This is a genomic window from Rhizobium sp. AN5, assembly GCF_900215255.1.
Taxonomy (GTDB): Bacteria; Pseudomonadota; Alphaproteobacteria; order Rhizobiales; family Rhizobiaceae; genus Agrobacterium; species Agrobacterium tumefaciens.
Genome location: NZ_OCMJ01000002.1, coordinates 244,706 through 263,987, shown reverse-complemented (window position 1 = coordinate 263,987; position 19,282 = coordinate 244,706). Strand labels below are relative to the sequence as shown.

11 protein-coding genes are annotated in these 19,282 nt (G+C 57.0%); 10 read left to right on the top strand and 1 reads right to left on the bottom strand.

Going from position 1 to position 19,282, the window contains the following annotated elements; all coding sequences use genetic code 11:
* Positions 1-258: 258 nt before the first annotated feature.
* Positions 259-564, bottom strand: coding sequence for a UvrD-helicase domain-containing protein (locus tag CRP02_RS28050; protein WP_414896228.1), 306 nt, complete (start codon positions 562-564; stop codon positions 259-261).
* A gap of 200 nt (positions 565-764) precedes the next feature.
* Here CRP02_RS28050 and CRP02_RS02120 point away from each other — a divergent pair, with 200 nt between their 5' ends.
* The 10 genes from CRP02_RS02120 (at position 765) to CRP02_RS02075 (ending at position 19,274) form a co-directional block, all read left to right on the top strand.
* Entirely contained in the window at positions 765-2,195 is a 1,431-nt protein-coding gene (locus CRP02_RS02120; protein WP_097170067.1) for an MBOAT family O-acyltransferase, read from the top strand.
* 12 nt (positions 2,196-2,207) lie between these two features.
* The gene (locus tag CRP02_RS02115) at positions 2,208-3,278 is read left to right on the top strand and encodes an alginate O-acetyltransferase AlgX-related protein (protein WP_097170066.1); all 1,071 of its coding nucleotides are present in this window, start codon (positions 2,208-2,210) and stop codon (positions 3,276-3,278) included.
* Between the two features lie 150 nt (positions 3,279-3,428).
* Positions 3,429-5,072, top strand: a complete 1,644-nt coding sequence (locus CRP02_RS02110) for a glycosyltransferase (RefSeq protein ID WP_323455304.1) — start codon at positions 3,429-3,431, stop codon at positions 5,070-5,072.
* An 18-nt stretch (positions 5,073-5,090) separates the two neighbouring features.
* Positions 5,091-6,176, top strand: a complete 1,086-nt coding sequence (locus tag CRP02_RS02105; protein ID WP_097170064.1) for a PilZ domain-containing protein — start codon at positions 5,091-5,093, stop codon at positions 6,174-6,176.
* 186 nt (positions 6,177-6,362) lie between these two features.
* On the top strand, positions 6,363-10,199 hold the full coding sequence (locus tag CRP02_RS02100; protein ID WP_179783912.1) for a right-handed parallel beta-helix repeat-containing protein: 3,837 nt from the start codon (positions 6,363-6,365) through the stop codon (positions 10,197-10,199).
* Positions 10,199-11,353 carry an alginate lyase family protein gene (locus CRP02_RS02095; RefSeq protein WP_097170062.1) on the top strand — a complete coding sequence of 385 codons (1,155 nt, stop codon included), beginning with the start codon at positions 10,199-10,201 and terminating at the stop codon, positions 11,351-11,353. The genes CRP02_RS02100 and CRP02_RS02095 overlap by 1 nt, the downstream gene beginning before the upstream one ends.
* Positions 11,353-14,307 carry a tetratricopeptide repeat protein gene (locus tag CRP02_RS02090; protein ID WP_097170061.1) on the top strand — a complete coding sequence of 985 codons (2,955 nt, stop codon included), beginning with the start codon at positions 11,353-11,355 and terminating at the stop codon, positions 14,305-14,307. Before CRP02_RS02095 ends, CRP02_RS02090 begins: the two co-directional genes overlap by 1 nt.
* Positions 14,288-15,676, top strand: a complete 1,389-nt coding sequence (locus tag CRP02_RS02085; RefSeq protein ID WP_097099039.1) for an alginate O-acetyltransferase — start codon at positions 14,288-14,290, stop codon at positions 15,674-15,676. Before CRP02_RS02090 ends, CRP02_RS02085 begins: the two co-directional genes overlap by 20 nt.
* A 5-nt stretch (positions 15,677-15,681) precedes the next feature.
* Positions 15,682-16,353 carry an alginate O-acetyltransferase AlgF gene (locus CRP02_RS02080; protein WP_097170060.1) on the top strand — a complete coding sequence of 224 codons (672 nt, stop codon included), beginning with the start codon at positions 15,682-15,684 and terminating at the stop codon, positions 16,351-16,353.
* A gap of 32 nt (positions 16,354-16,385) precedes the next feature.
* Entirely contained in the window at positions 16,386-19,274 is a 2,889-nt protein-coding gene (locus CRP02_RS02075; RefSeq protein ID WP_179783910.1) for a tetratricopeptide repeat protein, read from the top strand.
* Positions 19,275-19,282: the final 8 nt, after the last annotated feature.

The following is a 19,282-nucleotide window of genomic DNA, read 5'->3' as shown; positions in this document are numbered from 1 at the left end:
TTTCGAGTAGTGCTGCATATGGTCTACAAGGCGTTTTTTCCGGTACTTCTTGCCCTCACGGCCCTGACAATATTCGTCATCAATTTCCCTCAATTGGCAACGATTGCGGCGGTGAGCATTATCGGTCTTCCAATAGCGCTGGTCCTGTGGGCGGCGGCGCCACTTTTATTCAGCCACTCAGCGAGAGCGTCGTTTCCTTTTTTCGTCCATCGCCAAGGTGTCTTTAGCTCATCGATCTGAGGAAACGTTGGCAGCACGTTATTGGTCCAATTGACAATCGGTTCTACCCCAAAATCGAAAATTCCCTGTGGGGGGATCACCGAACACTATCACATGAACTGTGCGAGAAAGCGCTTTTGCGATCTTATGCTGGCTGATCGTGCAATCCTGATATTCGTCTACCAGCACCATGGAGTACGAGGCCCGTATTACTACGTCAACGCTGCCTGAGGCGAGGAGCTGATGTGCGGTTTGGTAGACTGCAGGCCACTGGTTGCCACGAGGTGTGATGATTGGCGGAAGGCCAGAGGGTTTCGGAAAGAGGATGCGTACCGAAGCGCCCAAGCAGCGATCGTATCCAAATGATACCGCTTTGGTATGATTCCTTTCGACTTCAAGCGTAGTCGGAGCGCATCAACACCGGCCCATGTGCGGGTCAACAACAAGTAGTTTAATTTTTTATTAACAGGTTGTTGACTCCTGCATAATTTCATATTCTTATATACGAATATTAATTTCGACCTTCATGAAGAAAGTCGATAAAGATGGTTTTTTCATCAAGCTTATTCATATTTATGTTTTTACCGATTGCGCTCGGTGTCTATTTTTCCGTTCCATTCCGGTACAAATCACTCGTTATACTTCTGTTTTCCTACCTGTTCTACGGATGGTGGAGGATAGATTACCTTGCCCTGCTTTTCCTCGTGACGCTCTGGAGCTATATCTTCGGAAAGCTGATCTATGTGGAACGCACGGCGCAAGCGCGCAAAAGATTGCTGATTGCTGCGATTTCCGGGCCTTTACTTGTGCTCGGTTATTTCAAATACTGCAATTTCTTCATGGACAGCCTCGCCGACCTCTTCAATGGCGGTGACCCGTTCAAATCGTGGCATGCACGAATCCTGCTACCGATTGGCATCTCTTTTTATATATTTCAGGCGATCTCATACCTTATCGATATTTATAGGAAAGACGCGCCACCAGCGCAGAACTTTTTCGATTTTGCAGCATTCAAGGCCCTGTTTCCGCAATTGGTTGCCGGTCCTGTCCTGCGTTACAAGGACCTTGCCCATCAGTTCACATATCGCCAGCATTCGCTCGAGCTTTTTGCCGAAGGTGGCATTCGGTTTTTTGCAGGGCTGGCCAAAAAAGTACTGATTGCGGATTCCGTGGCACCTATAGCGGATGCGATATTCGCAAAAGCCGACCCGACATTTGCCGAGGCCTGGCTTGGAACCATCGCTTATTCGATACAGCTGTATTTCGATTTTTCGGGCTATTCCAGCATGGCTATCGGATTGGGAATGATGATGGGATTCCGCTTTATCGAAAATTTCGACTGTCCCTATGTTTCCCGTTCCATCACGGAATTCTGGCGTCGCTGGCATCTCAGCCTGTCGGCCTGGCTGCGGGATTATCTCTATATTCCACTCGGCGGAAACCGGCTGGGAACCGTAAGGACGTATTTCAACCTGTTCATTACAATGGTGCTGGGCGGACTGTGGCATGGCGCGAACTGGACCTTCATACTGTGGGGTGTCTGGCACGGTGGGCTTCTGGCATTGGAGCGCCTGCTCGGGGTCAAGCCGTCCGATAAACGCTCTGTCGTGGCGTTGGGTGGCACCCTGTTGCTGGTCATGCTCGGGTGGGTCATGTTCCGATCGCTCGACGTGCACAGCGCGGTTGACATGTATCGCGGACTGTCAGGTTTCAACGGGTTTGATATCCAGCCGGATATTGCGTGGCAGATCAAGAACTTCGCTCTTGCTTCCCTGGCCGTTGGTGTGGCGGTGGTGTTTATTGAGCCGTGGTTCAACCGGACTTTCCCGGCCGAGCGATTGATCCATATGCCGCTTCATCCGTCGACTGCGGGCGTGGCTTTGGCGGCAACGGGCATTGTCTGTTTTTTTGGCATGATTTCGATATTGAAGCTGACGGCCGACAATGATTCACCCTTCCTCTATTTTCAGTTTTAGGGAGTACGGCGCATGATCTCACCACGTTTGCTTTCAACCGCGTCGGTTCTCTTTCTTTTGCTGACTGGTGCCGGAATTACCGCCAATTATGTGGTCGATATACCGGATGAGGACCTGAAAGTGGATGATCTTGCCGATATCTGGACCGGGAAAGTCGCCAGTCGGCTTGAAGAGGGCTACGAGCGCGAATTGCCGTTCAGCAATTTCGCCGTCGAGTTTTTTAATGCAGTTTCTCTCGGTGTTTTCGGGGAAGCCAGGAAAGGTGCAATCATTGGCCGGAGCGGTTGGCTTTTCACGGCGGAGGAGTTTGCGTGGAGCCGGACATCGGAGGCCAATCTTGCAACGTCTTTCCAGACGATTGCGGATGTTCGCTCGATATTGGCGGAAAAAGGCACTATTCTGGTTATCGTGCCGATTCCGCCCAAAGCGCAAGTCGTGGCCGGGCAGTTGGGCAGTAACGTTTTACCGGAAACCAATGCCGATCTCTACGAGAGATTTATGGCCTTCCTGAACAAGAAGGGGATCGCGGCGGCAGACGTGGCCGCGACGTTCAGTTCGGCAAAGCCTGAAGAACTTTTTCTGCGATCGGATACGCATTGGACGGTCAAAGGCAGCGGTCTGGCGGCCAAGGCGGTGTGTGCCGCCATTCCCCGTCGCGATCAGTTGATGAAAACTGTTTTTGACAGTGTATCCCAGCACGACGTCAACCATGTTGGCGACCTCGCAAAGTTTGTCGATGCCGGCTGGATGTTGTCCGGAGCCGGCACGGGCTTAGACATTATTCAGCCGATATCGGCTGCGGCCAGGGCGGATCATGCCGATGCATTATTTGCTGATGGCGAGGCTGGAGCTGGACCGGCGGATCAGGTCGTGCTGGTCGGGACGAGCTATAGCGCGAATCCGCTCTGGTCGTTTGAAGATCAGTTGAAAACGACATGCGAGGTGGATGTTCTCAACTATGCCAGGGAAGGAAAGGGGCCTTTTGCGCCCATGCAGGATTTTCTGGAGAAACTTCGCTCGCAAGCAGCACCAAAAGTCGTGCTGTGGGAGATACCGGTACGGTATCTGGATGATATCGTATAAATATATGAATTTTACGCTGTGTATAATGATTTATAGTTTGATTAATTCCATTAATAACATATAATATACGAATATATAGCGAATTTCATATAATTTACTTCGAGTTTTGATCGTAAGTTTTGTAAATTTATTTCATTGAAGGATTATGCTATGAGACACTATCTCGAAAAGAGAGTGCTCGGTCTTCCTGATGAAGTATTGCCTGTTGATAGATTGTCGACAGTGCCGGTTTCTCAGGCGGGGGAGCAATCCGCTATCGTCAATTGGAGCGAAAGCCTTCCAGCCCATTTGCTGTTTGTGCTTGGCCTCGCCAGCTTGATCGTGATCGTCCCGGAAGGCGTGCTTTTTGGAGCAAACGCGGGTCTTTTGTTCGGTCTGGGCGCACTGGCCGTGTGGCGGTATTTCTGGGGTATCCTGCATTTCGTGCGGTCCAACATCTACCGTAGCGTTGTCTTCCCGAAAATGCGCATTCGAGCGGATCGTCATCTCCAGCTGAGTGCGGAAAACGGGCAAGCGCCTCATGCCTATCTCATCGTAACCAGTTTTCGCATCGACGGCGACACAACAGCCGAGGTCTATCGCGCCGCATTCCGCGCAGCGCTTGCGTCTCGCGGCGGTGCGACGGTCATCGCATCCATCGTCGAAATGTCCGACCAGCGCCTGATCCGTTCGATGCATCGCCTTATTTGCGGCGAGAACACGGATATCCGTCTGGTGATCGTGCGCATCAATGGCAGCGGCAAGCGGGATGCGCTGGCCTATGCGTTTCGGGCCGTCTCCAAGCTGGAGCCGCGAAGCGATGACGTCGTGGCAGTTATCGATGGCGATTCCATTGTGCCCGAAAACCTCGTAGATCGGTGCGCCGGTTTCTTCGCGGATGGTCGCGTTGGTGCGTTGACCACGGATGAAACCTCGCGGGTGCGTGGAAAATCGTCATTTCACGTCTGGTATTCCTTGCGGTTTGCGCAACGCCATATTCTCATGTCGTCGAACGGGCTTTCCAGGCGCGTGCTGACGCTGACCGGCAGAATGTCGATGTTCCGAGCCTCTGTCGTCACCAATTCCGATTTCATTCGGCAGGTGGAACGGGACTATATCGAGCACTGGCGTCTTGGCAGGCTGAAGTTCCTCACCGGCGACGACAAGTCGAGCTGGTATTGGCTGCTGCGCAACAGTTATCACATGCTGTATGTGCCCGACGTCACCGTCGCGACAGTCGAAGACCCGCCGACATCAGGTTTTTTTCAGGCCGCGGCGCAATTGATGACGCGCTGGTTCGGCAACATGCTGCGGACGAACAGCCGCGCACTGGCACTTGGTCCCTGGCATATCGGTCATTTTACCTGGTGGACGATTTTCGATCAGCGCATCTCGATGTGGACGTCGCTTGCCGGCCTTGTCATGGTCATCCTGATCGGGCTTTTCGACAACCCGTTCATTTTCCCGGCCTATTTCGCCTGGGTTCTGCTGACCCGCTACATCATGACGTTGATGCTGTTCAATTCCCGGCCGCGGGTTTCGATTTTCTATCCCTTTTTCATCTATTTCAATCAGGTTTTCGGCTCGATCATAAAAACATACATTTTCTTCCACCTCGATCGCCAGAAGTGGACGCGGCAGAAAACAACACTATCCGCCAATGGCACGGGTCGAGCCGCCGCGCTGAAAAACGCCTCTTCCACCTACATGCATGTTTTATCGATTACCCTGTTTGTAACCCTCATATCGTTGCTCGTCGGTCAATTGTCGGTCCCAGGGCTTGGGGCGACGACGGCGATTTTCGGTATGCGCTGACCCGCGAAGGAGCCCAAAATGAATATGAGCATCGTGAGTTTCGAAGCGGATGAGCAACGCCAGCATGCGCGCTACAAGTTGCCGCTGAAATGCGTGATCGATCAGCACAGATATTCCTCGATCGACTGGTCTTTGGGTGGGGTGGGTGTCGCAACAGGCGATGCCACCTTCGAAGAAGGACAAGTGCTGCCCTTGCAGTTGCAGATCCCTCTCGATGGTTTCGACATGCTGTTGCCCGTGAAAGCGGAAGTGCGTCATTCTAGCGCGGAAACCGGCCGTACGGGTTTCAAGTTCGTCGATACGTCTCCGGCCGCGCAGCGTATGCTGCGTTACATTCACGATTCATATCTCAGTGGCGAGATCGTCGAGGGTAACGACATTCTCGATTTCGCCAGGCGCGCTTCCGGCGAGGTGAAGCTGCGGCCACGAAAATCGGACGAGGTGGTGCCGGGCGCTGGCAAATTCCGAAAAGCCTTGGGTATTGTCGCCACGCTGGCCATCTCGCTCGCGCTTGCAGCGTTTCTGGCAAGCAGTCTCTATCAGCGTCTCTGGGTCTTCGAAGCCGATAGTGCGGTGGTCACGGTCGATACGGTGCCGGTTCTTGCACCTGCCAACGGCATCATCACCAATCTGGTGACTGGACCGGTAAAAAGTGGTGAGCGGATTTTGACCGTTCTGACCGAAAGCGGACAAAGCACATCGGTTGTCGCATCATGCGATTGCGCCGCCGAGCCCACCGGTCCGGTTGTCGATACGCAGATCAAGGTCGGAGCCCAGGTGTTGGGACTGCGTCATGCGGATGCCAAACCGCACGTGGTCGCCATGGTGGATCGTTCACATCTGATGGCGCTCTATAAGGCGCCGCATGTCAGCGTGGACCTGCCGCAAGGCACGGTTCTGCATGATGTGGTGGTGTCTAAACTGCCAAAGGTCAGCGAACAGTCCGCCGCGACCAGCGACCGGGTAGCAGTCAGGATCGATTTTGGCGGACATGACCTGTCGGCTGAAATCGGTACACCCGCTGCCGTTCGCTTCGACAACGGACCGTGGTTCGGTCTGAACCAATGGTTTGCGGATATGACGAGCAGACTCCTGCCGAAATGAGTGGCTGCGGGAGGTTTTGCCTCCCTCCGCCAAAGGGCCGCCGGTCGGCAGCCATATTGCATGCCAGTTGCAGGAAATTCATGTGCAGGGGACGTCTTGGTCTCTGACGGGACATCCGTTGTCAGAATTCCGGTTCTGCACGCAATTATCGAGCAGCTTTTACGACACAGACCTGACGAAGGAAGCATGATGACACACGACATCATCCACCTATCAAGTTCCAATTGCCGGTGGCTGCGGAAAAGGGCGAGCACTTGGCTATCGCTGCGCATGGCGGCGTTGTCGATCTGCCTCGTGTTTACCGTCGGGCACTGGCCAGTTGCCTCCTCGGTTGCTTTCGCCCAGCAGGCCTCGGCAACGCAGGCACCCGCGTCGGGCAAAGCCGATGCCGCCGTGTCAGACATTACTGCGAACGTTCTGAAGGCCGATGGTGCGACAGATCCTCGGCAGCGCCTTGCGTTTCTCGATGCGGCGCGTGCTGGCATGGCGCAACTGAAATCGTGGATGGCGACGAATTCCATCGAAGCAAAGACTGCGTTGAGCAGCCTGGCTTCCGGTGGCATCGATGCCGACAGTCTGGTTTCCGCCAGTATCTCCGCATTGCAGGAGCAGATGAAGGGCCGTATCGCGGACCCGGAGCAAAGAACCGAGATGCGTGTGCGGACAATGGAGCTGATCGAAGCTCTTTCTCTGCCGGAATTGCAGGTCGCTGCCCTGGGAGGTTATGCCGCTCTCGTTGCCAAGGGCGACAAGCCGAATGCCATAAGCCTGATGGAAAAGGCAGCCGACCGTGTCGATCTCATCAAGGACGAGACGGCAAAGAACGCGGCGCTGAACACCCTGGCGCAGACCGCCACGATCATCGATCCTCAAATATCCTCCGCCCTTGCCGATAAGGCGGTTTCGCGCATGTGGCCAACACGCATGCGTGGTTATGCCCGCTACGATCTGTCTTTGCGAATTCTTGCGGGCAAGCAGATCGATGGTAAACAAGTCAGCGCCGCTTCCTCGGACAGCATTGTGGCGCAGAGCGTCGGTGCCCTTGAGAAAGACGATCTGGAGTCGGCATTGTTGTGGGCGCTGGCGATCAATCCGGAAGATTCCGAAGCGCGCAAGAAGGCAGTCGGCAATGTAGCGGATCTGGCCCTCAGGGAAGGCAAGCTGGAATGGATGCCCGTGCTGGCCACCAGTCTTGCGGACAACAGCGATCAGGAAGATCTGATCGAGAAGATCGTCAAGCAGCGCATCGAGGCCGGGCGTGGGCTGGATGCAGCAAAGCTGGCAGAATACCTGCCGGAAAGCGCGTTGCGCGCCGAGCTTGATTTCACGCTGGCAACGGTGTTCGCCAAGAACGATCTGACGAAGATGGCGGATGCTTCCTATGCCAACGGAAACGCCGTTCTTGCCGGCCTGTCCGGCCCTGAGCGGGGAGTGGCGGTGGTGGCGGCGGCCGAGAGCGCCATCAGCCTGGAGCGACTGGATGACGCGTTGGCGCTGGTGCAGGAATTGCGTACGGCGAAGGATGGCGGCAACACGATTGCCAATCTCGCCAAAAGCCTGGCGGATGCCGACAGGCTGAAGGACGCGGAAAAGCTGCTGCCCTTTCTCCAAGGCGGCAATGACCTCGACAAGGCTGTTGCCGGTATCGCCCGCGTGAAGGTGCGGGAAGGTGATATTTCGGCGGGCAAGAGCGCGATCGAAATCATCACCAATAGCCGTGACAAAGGACGTGTGCAGTCCGAACTGGCGCGCACGCTTGCCAAAAAGGGCGAGACGGATGATGCGAAGTCGGTTGCCCTTTCCATTCAGGACACGGAGTTCCGGATAGAGGCGCTGCTGCGGCTTGCCTCGGTTGCCAATGACAGCAAGGGCAACGGCGATTTCGATGCGCTGGTCGGCGAAGCGGTGAAAGTTGCAGCTGGTGAGGACAAAAAAGATAACCGCGACAAGGGTTATCTGAAGATCGTCGAAGTGCTGACCGATGCGCGCAAGACCGACGCAGCCAAGCAACTGATTGATCGTATTGCCGACGAAAAGATCAAGGCGCGGGCCGCCAGCATGATTGGCAAACGTGCTGCGCTGGATGGCTTCGGCGGTGAGGCATTGACCTATCTCGCGTCATTCGCCGGTGCAGGGGAGGATGAGGCGCTCAAGGCCGAAGTTCTGGTTGCGGCTGCGGCAAATCCGGCGATGCTCAGATTCGCATCGGTTCAGGCGACCACGCTGAAGGATCACATGTTGCGTGTCCGCACGGCGCGTTCCATCGCGGAAGCTAATTTTCGGTCTCTTGATGTGCGTAATCTCGGCTGGGGCAAAGGGAGCCCGGGCGACTACCGGGCCATGCAAAAGGCACCGAAGCTTGAGGCCGTGGCAGAGGTAACACCCGCTGCCGCCTTCAGCGATGGCAGGCTGACACTTGCCCGACTGGAAGGCAGGATGAGCCTTCCCGAGACCTACACCTATCCCGACATTTCCGTGCGTGCCGGCATGGTGCGTAAGGATGTGCCCTTGCCTCGACCCGGTCATGCCGCCGTTACGCTTGCCAATCTCAGTCCCTATAGCGACAAGTTCATGGAAGATCTGGCTGCGGGCAATACGGGGCTGTCTTTCGCGGCCGAAGCGCAGGGCATTCCCTATCCGCGCATTATCGTTATCCAGAGCGGCGTCTACACTCTCGGCAGTCTGGCAAGCGAACTGGATGCTGGCGGCGGTTTTCCGTTGGTCACGCGCGAAAACGACGTCGTGACACTGCGCGCCCCTGTTCTGGTGGCGGAGGGGGCGACATTGATCCTGTCCGGACAGGAAGCGGCCACCTATCGTCTTTCCGCGACGGCCGGCAGTTTCATTTCCGTGGCTGGGACGCTTTACGTCCAGGATACGACCGTTACATCCTGGGATGAGGCGACCGGAACGCCACGTTACTCGGACAAGGAAAAGCGTCATGTTTTCCGGCCTTATATCATCGGCTGGAGCAACTCACGGCTGATGATCGGTGGCTCCGTGCTGGATTCGCTGGGTTACGCAGCGCCCAAGTCCTTCGGCCTGGCCTTTTCTGCCGGTCCCAAGACCGTGGCGCAGCGGATAACTGACGCGCGTGCGCCGACCGGGGTCGTTGTCGACAATTTCTTCCACAATTTCGAATATGGCTTCTATTCCTACGAGGCAGACGAGGTCAGCCTCGTGGGCAATGAATATCGCGACAACGTGCTCTACGCGATCGACCCGCATGACCGCTCTCATCGGCTTCTGATTGCCCTCAACACCACCTATGACACCAAGGCCAAACACGGCATCATCGTCTCGCGTGAGGTGAATTTTTCCTGGGTCGTCGGCAATGTGTCACACACCAACACCGGGTCGGGCTTCATGATCGACCGCAACAGCGTCGACAATTTCATTTATGCCAATGTCGCCTTCGACAACAAACAGGATGGCCTGACACTCTTCGAAAGCAGCTGCAACCTGGCTGTGGGTAACCGGTTCTTCGACAACAAGCGTGCGGGCATCAAGATCCGCAACAGTTGGGATGTTGGCGTTCACGAGAATGTTCTGGAAAACAACGCTCAGGATGCGATCCACGGTTATATCAGTAACTTGCGGACATCCCCTGCAAACGCATTGCGCGATTTCGAGTTCGATCCCTATCTGCCGCTGACGACCTTTGCGGCCAGCGGCAACCGCATCCATGGAAATGGCGGCGGCATCAAGGTTGACGGTACGTCGGGTTTCAGCCTCTCCGGCAACGATTATCTCAATCAGGTCGGCCGGTTGATCGATGGCGATGGTCGGGCGATGGAAGGTCACATGCTGCGCTTCAACGAGCGCGAAAGCGTGTTGATAACCTCGACGGTGTGCCGACCGAAACGCCCGGAAGCCTATACCTGCCGTTTCCGCGATGCGGGGTTTTTCGATGGCGACGGTCAATCCGCAATCTTCGCGGAAGATGCGCTGACCGACACCTGCACCAATGTTTCAAACTCCGTTCAATACGAGAACTTCAACGGGACGGGAGGCCGAAGCTGATGGCAATATTCTCCGGGATTCCTGGCGCAAAAACCCCTCTGAGACACGGAATCGTTGTCGCCCTCGGTGTCTGGTTCTGCGTCACCTCGGCCGCAACCGCTGCGCCTGCCTATGACGGTCTTTTCGATGTCGCAGCCCGCAAGGCGGCAATCGCGGCCGATACCTCGGGACGTCTTCGCAAACAATGCCTTGCGATCAAGGCCGATAGCAAATGGCTTGATCTCGAGGTCGTCGATGGATTTCGTCCGACCGCCGGTTACGGCAGCGATCGTGCCGGTGCCCAGTTCGCCTGGGCGGTGATGGTGCTTTCCGGGCGCTCGCTTGGCGGTGACGCCGCGTCGACCAAGATGCTGCGTACCCTTCTGAACACCTGGGCGGATCGTGGCGCCTTCGAAAAAACGGAGGTGGGGCACGACGCTTATTATGCGCTGAAGCGTGCACTCTTGCCGGCCATCACGGCTTTTTCGATCATTCGCGACGACTTGCCGGACGGGGAACGGTCGAAAATCCAGACATGGCTCGATCCGCTGGTTCGTCGCGTCGACCAGACATTCAACGGCGACGTCGACGTCAACAATCACCGGTATCTGGCAGATAGTGTGCTGATGACATGGGGCGGGATCGTCGGGGATGACGGCCTTTATGAAAAAGGCAGATCGCGCTTTCTCTCCATTCTCGATGAGGCGCGCGCCAATGGCGGGCTGCCGCTTGAAACGCGCCGGGGTGCACGGGCGCTCTGGTATATGCGGCAGTCGCTGACCAGCATGGTGGTGATGGCAGAGGTTGCCCGCGGACATGGCGAAAACCTCTATGTGACGACATCCGGCGATGCCAACCCCGTGAAACGGTCGATCTGGACGGTCTTCGGTTATTGGCTGAACGGCATCAACGATCCGGTTCTCGTCAATGCCTATGCGGCCGAGAATTATATTCCCGGACCAAGCCGTGATTATCTTCACCAGGATACGGGCTTTCTCGATAACCGTGGCAATGGTCGCCACTATCTCGCATTCCTAGAAGCTTTGGCTGCCGTTCCTGCCGAGAACATCTCCATGCAGCGCGCGATTGCGCTGTTGCAAAAGGATGCCGCGACCGAACGGCCGTTGATCGATGAATTTGTCGGTGGCAATGCCACCTGTTTCTGGGGGAAGTGATGATGAAGCGTCACCTTTTCACCCTCGCTCTTACGGTTGGATCGACGTTTTTAAACGGCCTTCCAGTATCTGCCGCTGATGCGCAAGTGCCGGGCAGACTTATCGAAGCCGCGACCGCGCTTTCGCAGCGGAGCGACGGTCAGGGCATGCTGGATTATGCAAGGTTGCTGCGGGCAGGCGTGCCGGTCGATGCGCAAAATCCGTTGCTTGTGTCCGACTTCGGCAAGGCACGGACTGTCCTCGAGGCCGCGCTGACCATCCCCGGCCCACACCAGTCCGCAGCCAGGTTGACGCTGGCGAAGATGCTGCTTGCGGGAGAGGGCGGTTCGTTTGATATCAATCGGGCCCTGTCGCTTCTGGAAGAGGCTGGCCGGGCGGGGGTCGCCGAGGCAGCCTATATTGCCGGGCGGACGATGGTGGAGCGGCAGCTCGGGTCTACCGATGCGAAAGCCCGGCTGCAACTGGCGCTGCGGCTCGGTTATGGCGCGGCCGCTTTCGAGTTGGCCGGTCTGGCTGGAACGCCTGAGACCGAAGCACAATCGATGACCCGCTTCGGCATCGGGCTGCTTGAGCGGCGTGCGGCGTCCGGCGATGAGCGCGCGGCTTATGACCTTGCGACCTACTACCGGGAAAATGCGAATTCCGATGAGGCGTTACAAGCGGCACTGGGCTGGTATCGGAAAGCGGGCGAGCTTGGGCACAAGCGATCGATCTTCTGGATCGCGCGTCTGCAAATGGATTCCGCGACCAGCCTGTTCAATCCCGCTGAGGCGGCGGATTATCTCGACCGGGCGGCCGAGACCGGCGATGTCGAGGCGGCGCAGGAACTGGTCAAGGACTTTACCGAGAGCGGCGACATCAATGTCGATCAAGCGATCTTCGATAAATGGATGCGGCGTCTCGCTGGCATCAAAGATGCCAAGGCCGTCCTCTATTTCTCCGTTCAACTTCAGAACACGTTGGAAAACCGCAAGAAGCTTTCCGACGATCTGTTCGCCCAGGTGATGAATGGCGCGACGCGCGATGTGGATGCGCTTCTGCGCATCGGCACGATGTTCCGTGATGGGGACGGTGTTATCGCTGATGCGCGAAAAGCACTGGATATTTATGGGTTAACGTTGGCGCGCCAGTCCAAGGATGGCACAGTCCTTTTAGCGCAATTGCTTCTCGAAAAGCCTGAATTGCGGACGGAAGAAAGTCTGACAGCGGCCCGCAACGGGCTTGTCGCCACCGCCGCAGCCGGCAGCATCAACGCAATCGTGCTGAGGGGCGATTTCAGTCTTCATGGTATCGGCCAGACGGTCGATATCGACGATGCCATGGCGTGGTATTCGAAAGCGCTTGCGGTACGGTCGTCAGTTCGTGTGCTGAACAGGCTGGCAGAGGCCGCTCTTCTGTCTTCAGACCCGGAGCGAAAAATTCTCGCGATGGGATGGTTGGAGAAGGCCGATATCCTTGGCAGCGATGCGGCGATGCTGAAGCTCGGTAAGCTTTACGCGGAAGGGCAGATCGTTCCGGTCGATGTCGGCAAGGCGACGGAATATCTGGAAAGAGCGGCTGCAAGGGGCAGGACGGATGGTCTCATAGAGCTTGCAAATCTGCACATGCGCGTCGGCGGTCCAGATGCGTTTGAAAAGGCACATGCGATTTTCCAGAGGGCGGTCGACAGGGGCGATGTCGAGGCATCGGTCGAGATGGCACGTTTTCTGAGAGCGAATGGCCGTTTGGAGGAAGCAGTTCCGCTTCTGGAAACAGCGGCGCGAGCCGGGAGTTTCTCTGCGGCGATCGATCTCTTTGATGTTCTTTCGCTGGAAGGTGGAGAGAGCGGCAAGGCAAGAGAGTTTCTGGAACTTGCTGCAACCATTCCCGATCTCTCGTCTGCCGATCGTTTCGTGCTCGCCGGTGCTCTGCTGAAATCAACAGATTCGCTGTTGAGCCTGCGGGGTGCCAACCTCGCCAGGGAGATGGCAGGTGCGGGGTATCCGGGTGCGGCCGCCATGCTGGCTTCAACATATCTCGGTGAAGAGAAAAGCGAACGGAATTTTGGAGAGGCGCAGCGTGTTCTCGAAGAAGGGATCGCCAATGGCGACGTCGAAGCCACGATCATGATGGCCGATCTTCTGCTGGATGGCGTTCATACACCTGCCAACCCGTCCAAGGCTTTGTCCTATTACGATCGAGCACTTGCCGTGCAGCCGAAAAACCCATCGCTCAACCTGAAGCTTGCCCGCATGTATGCCGATGGCGTTGGCGTCGACATCGACAAGACGCGCGCCGCCGACTACCTGCGAACCGCAAGCGACGCCGGCAGCCGTTCGGCGCGGCGCGAACTCGGTCTCGCATATCTCTGGGGTGCAGGAGTGCCGCAGAACAGGGAGCTTGCAAAACAGAATTTGCAGGCGGCGGCAGATGCCGGTTTTGATCGTGCATGGCACGATCTCGCGGCGCTGGAAAGTTCCGGTTTCGCCGCACCCATCGATCCGGAAGCGGCATTTGCCCTTAATTACAAGGGTGCAAAGCGCGGCGACGCGGCGGCGATGATCGATGTCGGGCTGTCTCTGCTCTCCGGATTCGGTGTTCCGCATGATGGCGAGGCGGGCATTGGCTGGTTGGAGAAAGCCGCAGCGACACGCACGGAAGAAGGTCCGCTCGCCATGTATCGGCTCTATGAGGCGTACAGGTCGGGGCAGGGCGTCGAACGGGACGCTGACAAGGCGAATGAATGGCTGGCCCGAGCGGCAGCCGCCAACAATCCGTCCGCCATGTTTCAGACGGCACTCGTCCTTCGCGCAGACAGTTCCGAAGCCCTGCGGGCAGAGGGGCTCCTCTGGTTGAGGCGCGCGCAGGCGCTCAAGCACAATCAGGCCAACAAAATTCTGATGAAGATGGCGGCGGCTGATCCCCGTTTCGAGATACCCAAGATGGAGGTGGTCGATGAAAACGAAGAGCCTTGAGGTTTACCATCTTTGCGGTGCAGGTGAGGCGAGCCGGTTCGCCCTCCGTTTCATGAGTGCGTTGTTCGTTTTCGCCGCAACGCCTGCTTTTGCAGGCAAGGCCTGCCCGGATATCGGCAACAAAAAAACGGAATTCAATCTGGCCGAAGGGCTCGACGGCGTGTTTTTCCGTACCAATACGGATTTTGAAGAGTTCTTCGTCAGAACGTCGGAAACGATGGTCTCCCTGCGCGCCATTTCCGATGCGTTGCGCATCAAGGGAACGGAACTTGTTTTCATGCCGGTGCCGTCCCGCGGTATCGTACAGCAAGCGAAACTCGATGATAGCGACGAGATCCAGGCACGCTACAATGCCCCCGCTGCGGAACAGGAGTTCCGTCACTATGTCGCGCAGTTGCAAAAGAACGGCATCACGACGGTAGATGTTCTCAAGGCGATTGACGATCATCAGGCAAGGGACAATTTCTTCTTTGCGCGGGACCATCACTGGACGTCATCCGGCGCCCGTCTGGTTGCTTCCGCTGCCGCCGAAACGATAAAGAAGCTCGCCGAATACCCATCCCTGTCTACCTACAATTTCGAGACCAAGGCTGTCGGCAGTCTCGATTACATCGCGCCGATGGGCCACGAAATTCAGGCCCTGTGCGGCAGCGCGGTGGAGCCCGAGAAGGAAACGGTCTGGCAGACAACGCGATCGGCAGATGATGCGAGCGATCTTCTGGGGAATGTTGCCGAAACCTCCTCACCGGTTGCTCTCGTCGGCTCCTCTTTCAGTGCAACGCCTGAATTCAATTTTGCGGGCTTTCTGGCGCAGGAAACCGGTCTGGATATCACGAACTATGCCGAAAACGGCGCGCAGTTCATCTCGTCTCTTGCGACTCTCGTGTTCTCTAAAGGCTTTCATGAAAAGCCGGCTCCGCTGATCATCTGGGAGGCGCCGTCATATTATGCCGTGGACCAGACGATGTTCCAGGCATCGCGCCAATTGCTGGCGGCCGTCTACGGCTCCTGCGAGGGTAACAGCAGCATCGCGAACTCTCAGCCGAAGAAAATCAATGGCGAGACGGTGTTGCTTGCCGCCGCAGACCTCAGGGGGCAGCAATATGGGGACGCGTATCTGGAGTTCGCTACCTCGCAGGCTGGCCTGAACCAGATGACTGTCACCGTGCGTTATCGCGATGGCGATGAGGATACGCTGACGCTAGGCGGCTTTCCTCGTTTCGTCGATGACGGCACGTTTTACCTGATGCTGAACGACGAGTTTCCGACGCCCATTACGGGTGTATCCGTCAACGGAAACTTCGGCGACATCACGGTTACCGCTCGTCTTTGCCGCGTTCCAGATCAATTCATCAAGAAGCAGGGCTGAAGCAGATGTTTTTGGATGAGATTGCCTTCAAAATAAATCGACGCCGGTTCGTTCGCCTTGTTACCGCTTTTGCGGGCCTGATGGCGGCAAACCAGTCCGTTTTGGCGGCTGGCGACGATGCCGGCATCTATGATGCGGATGTTCCGAAAGACTGGAGCTTCATTCGTATTGCCGCGACCGATCCGTCGGCTGTTGTAACGGCGACCATTGGCGAGAAACCGTTCAAGGTATCTACAAGCGGGATTTCCGATTATATCGCAAGAGCTCCCGGAGACTACGCCCTGCTGGTCAAAGGGCGGTCCACGCCGCTTTCGGTGGGGCAGGGACAATATCTGACGATTCTCGCGGGCACGGACACAAAAGAGCCTGTTGTCGTTGCGGATGTATTTACGTCCGACCCGGCGAAATGTGCGCTTGCGCTCTACAACCTCACGACAACACCGGTTTCACTGACGGCGCTCGCCAAACGCTCACCCGTCATCAAGGCCGTCGCACCGATGAGCGGCGTCTCTCTCGAGGTCAATGCCGTTGCAATCGATCTGAACGTCGAGATTTCAGGGGCGATTGCCAGGACTTTCGAAAAAACGACGCTGAAACGCCGTTCGGTGACGTCCATCTTCGTTCTAGGCAACGGGCCGGACGATATCGTTCTCACATCCGTTTCGGCGAAAGCCTGAGTAGGAGCAGGAAGATGAGAGGGATCAGGTACATGACAACATTCAAAAGCACGGCATCATTCCTCTCCGGTCGGCGGGAAAAGACGAGGTTTGGTGCGGGCCTGTTGTTTGTAGCGCTGGTGTTTGCGGTGCAGCCGGCGCAGGCGCAGACGACCTTGCCGTTGCAGGACGGTCTTATGCCAAGTCCCGACTTCGATTACGCGCCGATCTGCAGGGTCAGGGCGCAACAGCGCGATCTTTCCTTCGACTGGAGCAAGTGGGACGGCGGGCCGGTTCCCGGCAATCTGGACGATATGCTGCTGGATGCGCAGGCTTATATCGGCGGAACCGGCAATGTCCCGCGTGACAGGGTGCTTGCGCGCCGCATGCTCGAATATCTGAAAAACGCCAATTATGAATTGGCTGGCCGTGCCTCACACACATTGGGTCGCCTGATGTTCGACACAACGTCAGGATCGCCCGATCTTGGCCGAGGTCTCGCGCTCCAGGACGAGGCGATAGCGCGTGGCTTCATGGAAGGGGCGACCTTTCTGGGGCGTCTTTATGCCACGGGCGATGTGGTGCCGCAGGACAAGCTGAAGGGCGAAAAGTACCTCAAGATGGGTGCGCAAAACGGTGATCCGGATGCGGCTCTGTTGCTTGCGCGGCTTTATCGCAACAATCCGGATCTGGCGCCGTCGGAGAACGCGCCTCAGCTTCTTTTCAATCAGGCGATCGACCGACTCAGCCAGTCGCTCGGCGCTGGGGAATGCGACGTTCTCAACCTGTTTTCCGGCATTTATGCCAATGAAGAATTCGGCCTTTATAATCCGCAGCTTTCCGCCAAGTGGCTGATGGCTGCCGCACAGGCCGGAAATTTCGTTGCGGTCGAACGTCTGTCGCAGCGTTACATGATCGGCGACGGCGTTCCGGTGGATCGCAACAAGGCAGTGGAACTTCTGGAAACCGCTGCTGCGAAAGGACACACCGGTAGCCGCATTTCGCTTGCTCGCCTGTTGCTGGCAAATCTCGATCTCAAGGACGCGCTTCCAAAGGCGACACAGGCGCTTAAACAGGAGGCCCAGCGCGGAAATGTGCGCGCTTTCGAACTTCTGGCGCAGATCTCCCATGGAGATTTTGGCGGAAAGCCCAACTATTCCGCCATGGTGGGCTATCTCGAACAGGCCGCGCGCAATCCTGTCGTTGATACGGATATTCTGAAGCAGTTGGGCAGTGCTTATGCCAGCGGCACGGGAACGGCGCGCAACACGGAAAAGGCCGTGGAATATCTGACGCGTGCGGTTGCTCTGGGATCTGATACCGCCGCTCTTGAGCTTTACCAGCTGATGGTCGACAGCACGCATAATATTTCAAAAAGTGTCAATCCGGTTGCGATATTGCGGCGCGCCGCCAATAACGGCTTGAGCGAAGCGATGGCCACACTGGCAGACGCCTATAGCTGCGGCATCGGTGTCGAACGCAACGCGGGGATAGGGCGACGCTGGCAGGAGCGAGCCGCTGCTGCGGGTAACCGCCCCAGCCTGATCGCCGTCGCCAGACAGGCGCTGGCCGAGCAATCCGGTGATGACGGAAAGCTGATGTATTTCCGCAATATTCGTCGGGCGGCGGCTCTTGGGGACCGGCGGGCGATGGTTCTCCTGTCGCTGGCCTATCGTGACGGCATCGGCACGGGTGCCGATAGCCGTGAGGCCGGCCAGTGGTACGAAAAGGCATTGGCGGCGGGCCAAGAACGCGGTCAGGCGCTGGTTCTGCTGGCGCGACTGCAGCTTTCATCTGAAAACGCCGACAAGGCGAACGTGAAGGTGGCGATCGAACTTCTCAGAGATGGTCTGTCAACCGGCGATACCTCGGTGCGTTATGATCTTGCCAAGCTCTATTTGAAGGGAGCTGCAGGTTTCACTCCTCAACCCGAGGAAGGTATCAAACTTCTTGTCGAAGCTGCACATTTGGGTCACACGGCTTCGATGATCCAGCTTGCCGATCTCGGTGTGGACATAAAGACCGGTGGCGGCAGGGCAGCCGATCTCTGGCTGAGACAGGCTGTGAATGATGGCGATATCCGCGCCATACTGAAAACAGCCGACCGTGCGAGCGACCGGACATCGCGCCGCGCCATGTTCGATATGGCCCTGAAACAACCGCTATGCAGTGCCAAAGACGAGGTTGCGCTGGCCGATGCCATATCGCGGGATGCTGATTACGCCATACCGACCCGCAACCTGGTCGAGCGGGCGATTGCTTCGGAAACGGATGACGCCAGCACGCTCTATCAGCTCGCAAATTTGCTCAACGACGACAAACGCGGAGTTGCCAATCCCGAACTGGCGCTTGCGACGATGGTCAAGGCTGCGGAGGCGGGCAAGGTGGAAGCGATGCGCGAAGCCGGTCGCATGTACCTCCTGTCGCCCCACGCCGATCCGCGGCAAGCGACGCGGTGGTTGCTTGCCGCAGTTCGCGCCGGAGACGACGGAGCTTTGAAGACGCTTGTCGAGCAGTTGGTAGGGGACGAGGCGCCGAAGGCGTCGGCAAATCCTTTAATCGTCGCCGAAGCCTTGGCGGCACTTGAAGATGCCGCGAAAGCAGGGGCCGGTAATGCCATTCAGGCTTTGGCGCGCGTTCTTTCGACATTGGCGAAAGAGGACGGAGCCCATTCGGAGAAGGCCAGGGTCTGGATGATGAAAGCTGCAGAAACCGGCGACGGCGCTGCCATGTTGACGGTTGCCGACGCTTTTGCGACCGGCACCAGTGGTTTTCCACTTTCGGCCGCAGACAGTACGGCATGGCTCGCGCGGGCGGCGATTTCCGGTTATCGCCAGGCTTTCGAACCTTACGCCATTGCACTGCAGATTGGTTACGGCGTCCCCACCGATCCGAAGGAAGCGGAACGGTGGTTGGGTAAGGCTGCAACGATCACTCAATAGCAAAACCT

Excerpts from the sequence above, each read along its gene's own strand:
- CRP02_RS02085 (WP_097099039.1), top strand. The coding sequence starts at position 14,288 with ATGAAAACGAAGAGCCTTGAGGTTTACCATCTTTGCGGTGCAGGTGAG.
- CRP02_RS02105 (WP_097170064.1), top strand. The coding sequence starts at position 5,091 with ATGAATATGAGCATCGTGAGTTTCGAAGCGGATGAGCAACGCCAGCAT.
- CRP02_RS02120 (WP_097170067.1), top strand. The coding sequence starts at position 765 with ATGGTTTTTTCATCAAGCTTATTCATATTTATGTTTTTACCGATTGCG.
- CRP02_RS02090 (WP_097170061.1), top strand. The coding sequence starts at position 11,353 with ATGATGAAGCGTCACCTTTTCACCCTCGCTCTTACGGTTGGATCGACG.
- CRP02_RS02075 (WP_179783910.1), top strand. The coding sequence starts at position 16,386 with ATGACAACATTCAAAAGCACGGCATCATTCCTCTCCGGTCGGCGGGAA.
- CRP02_RS02095 (WP_097170062.1), top strand. The coding sequence starts at position 10,199 with ATGGCAATATTCTCCGGGATTCCTGGCGCAAAAACCCCTCTGAGACAC.
- CRP02_RS02115 (WP_097170066.1), top strand. The coding sequence starts at position 2,208 with ATGATCTCACCACGTTTGCTTTCAACCGCGTCGGTTCTCTTTCTTTTG.
- CRP02_RS02080 (WP_097170060.1), top strand. The coding sequence starts at position 15,682 with ATGTTTTTGGATGAGATTGCCTTCAAAATAAATCGACGCCGGTTCGTT.
- CRP02_RS02110 (WP_323455304.1), top strand. The coding sequence starts at position 3,429 with ATGAGACACTATCTCGAAAAGAGAGTGCTCGGTCTTCCTGATGAAGTA.
- CRP02_RS02100 (WP_179783912.1), top strand. The coding sequence starts at position 6,363 with ATGATGACACACGACATCATCCACCTATCAAGTTCCAATTGCCGGTGG.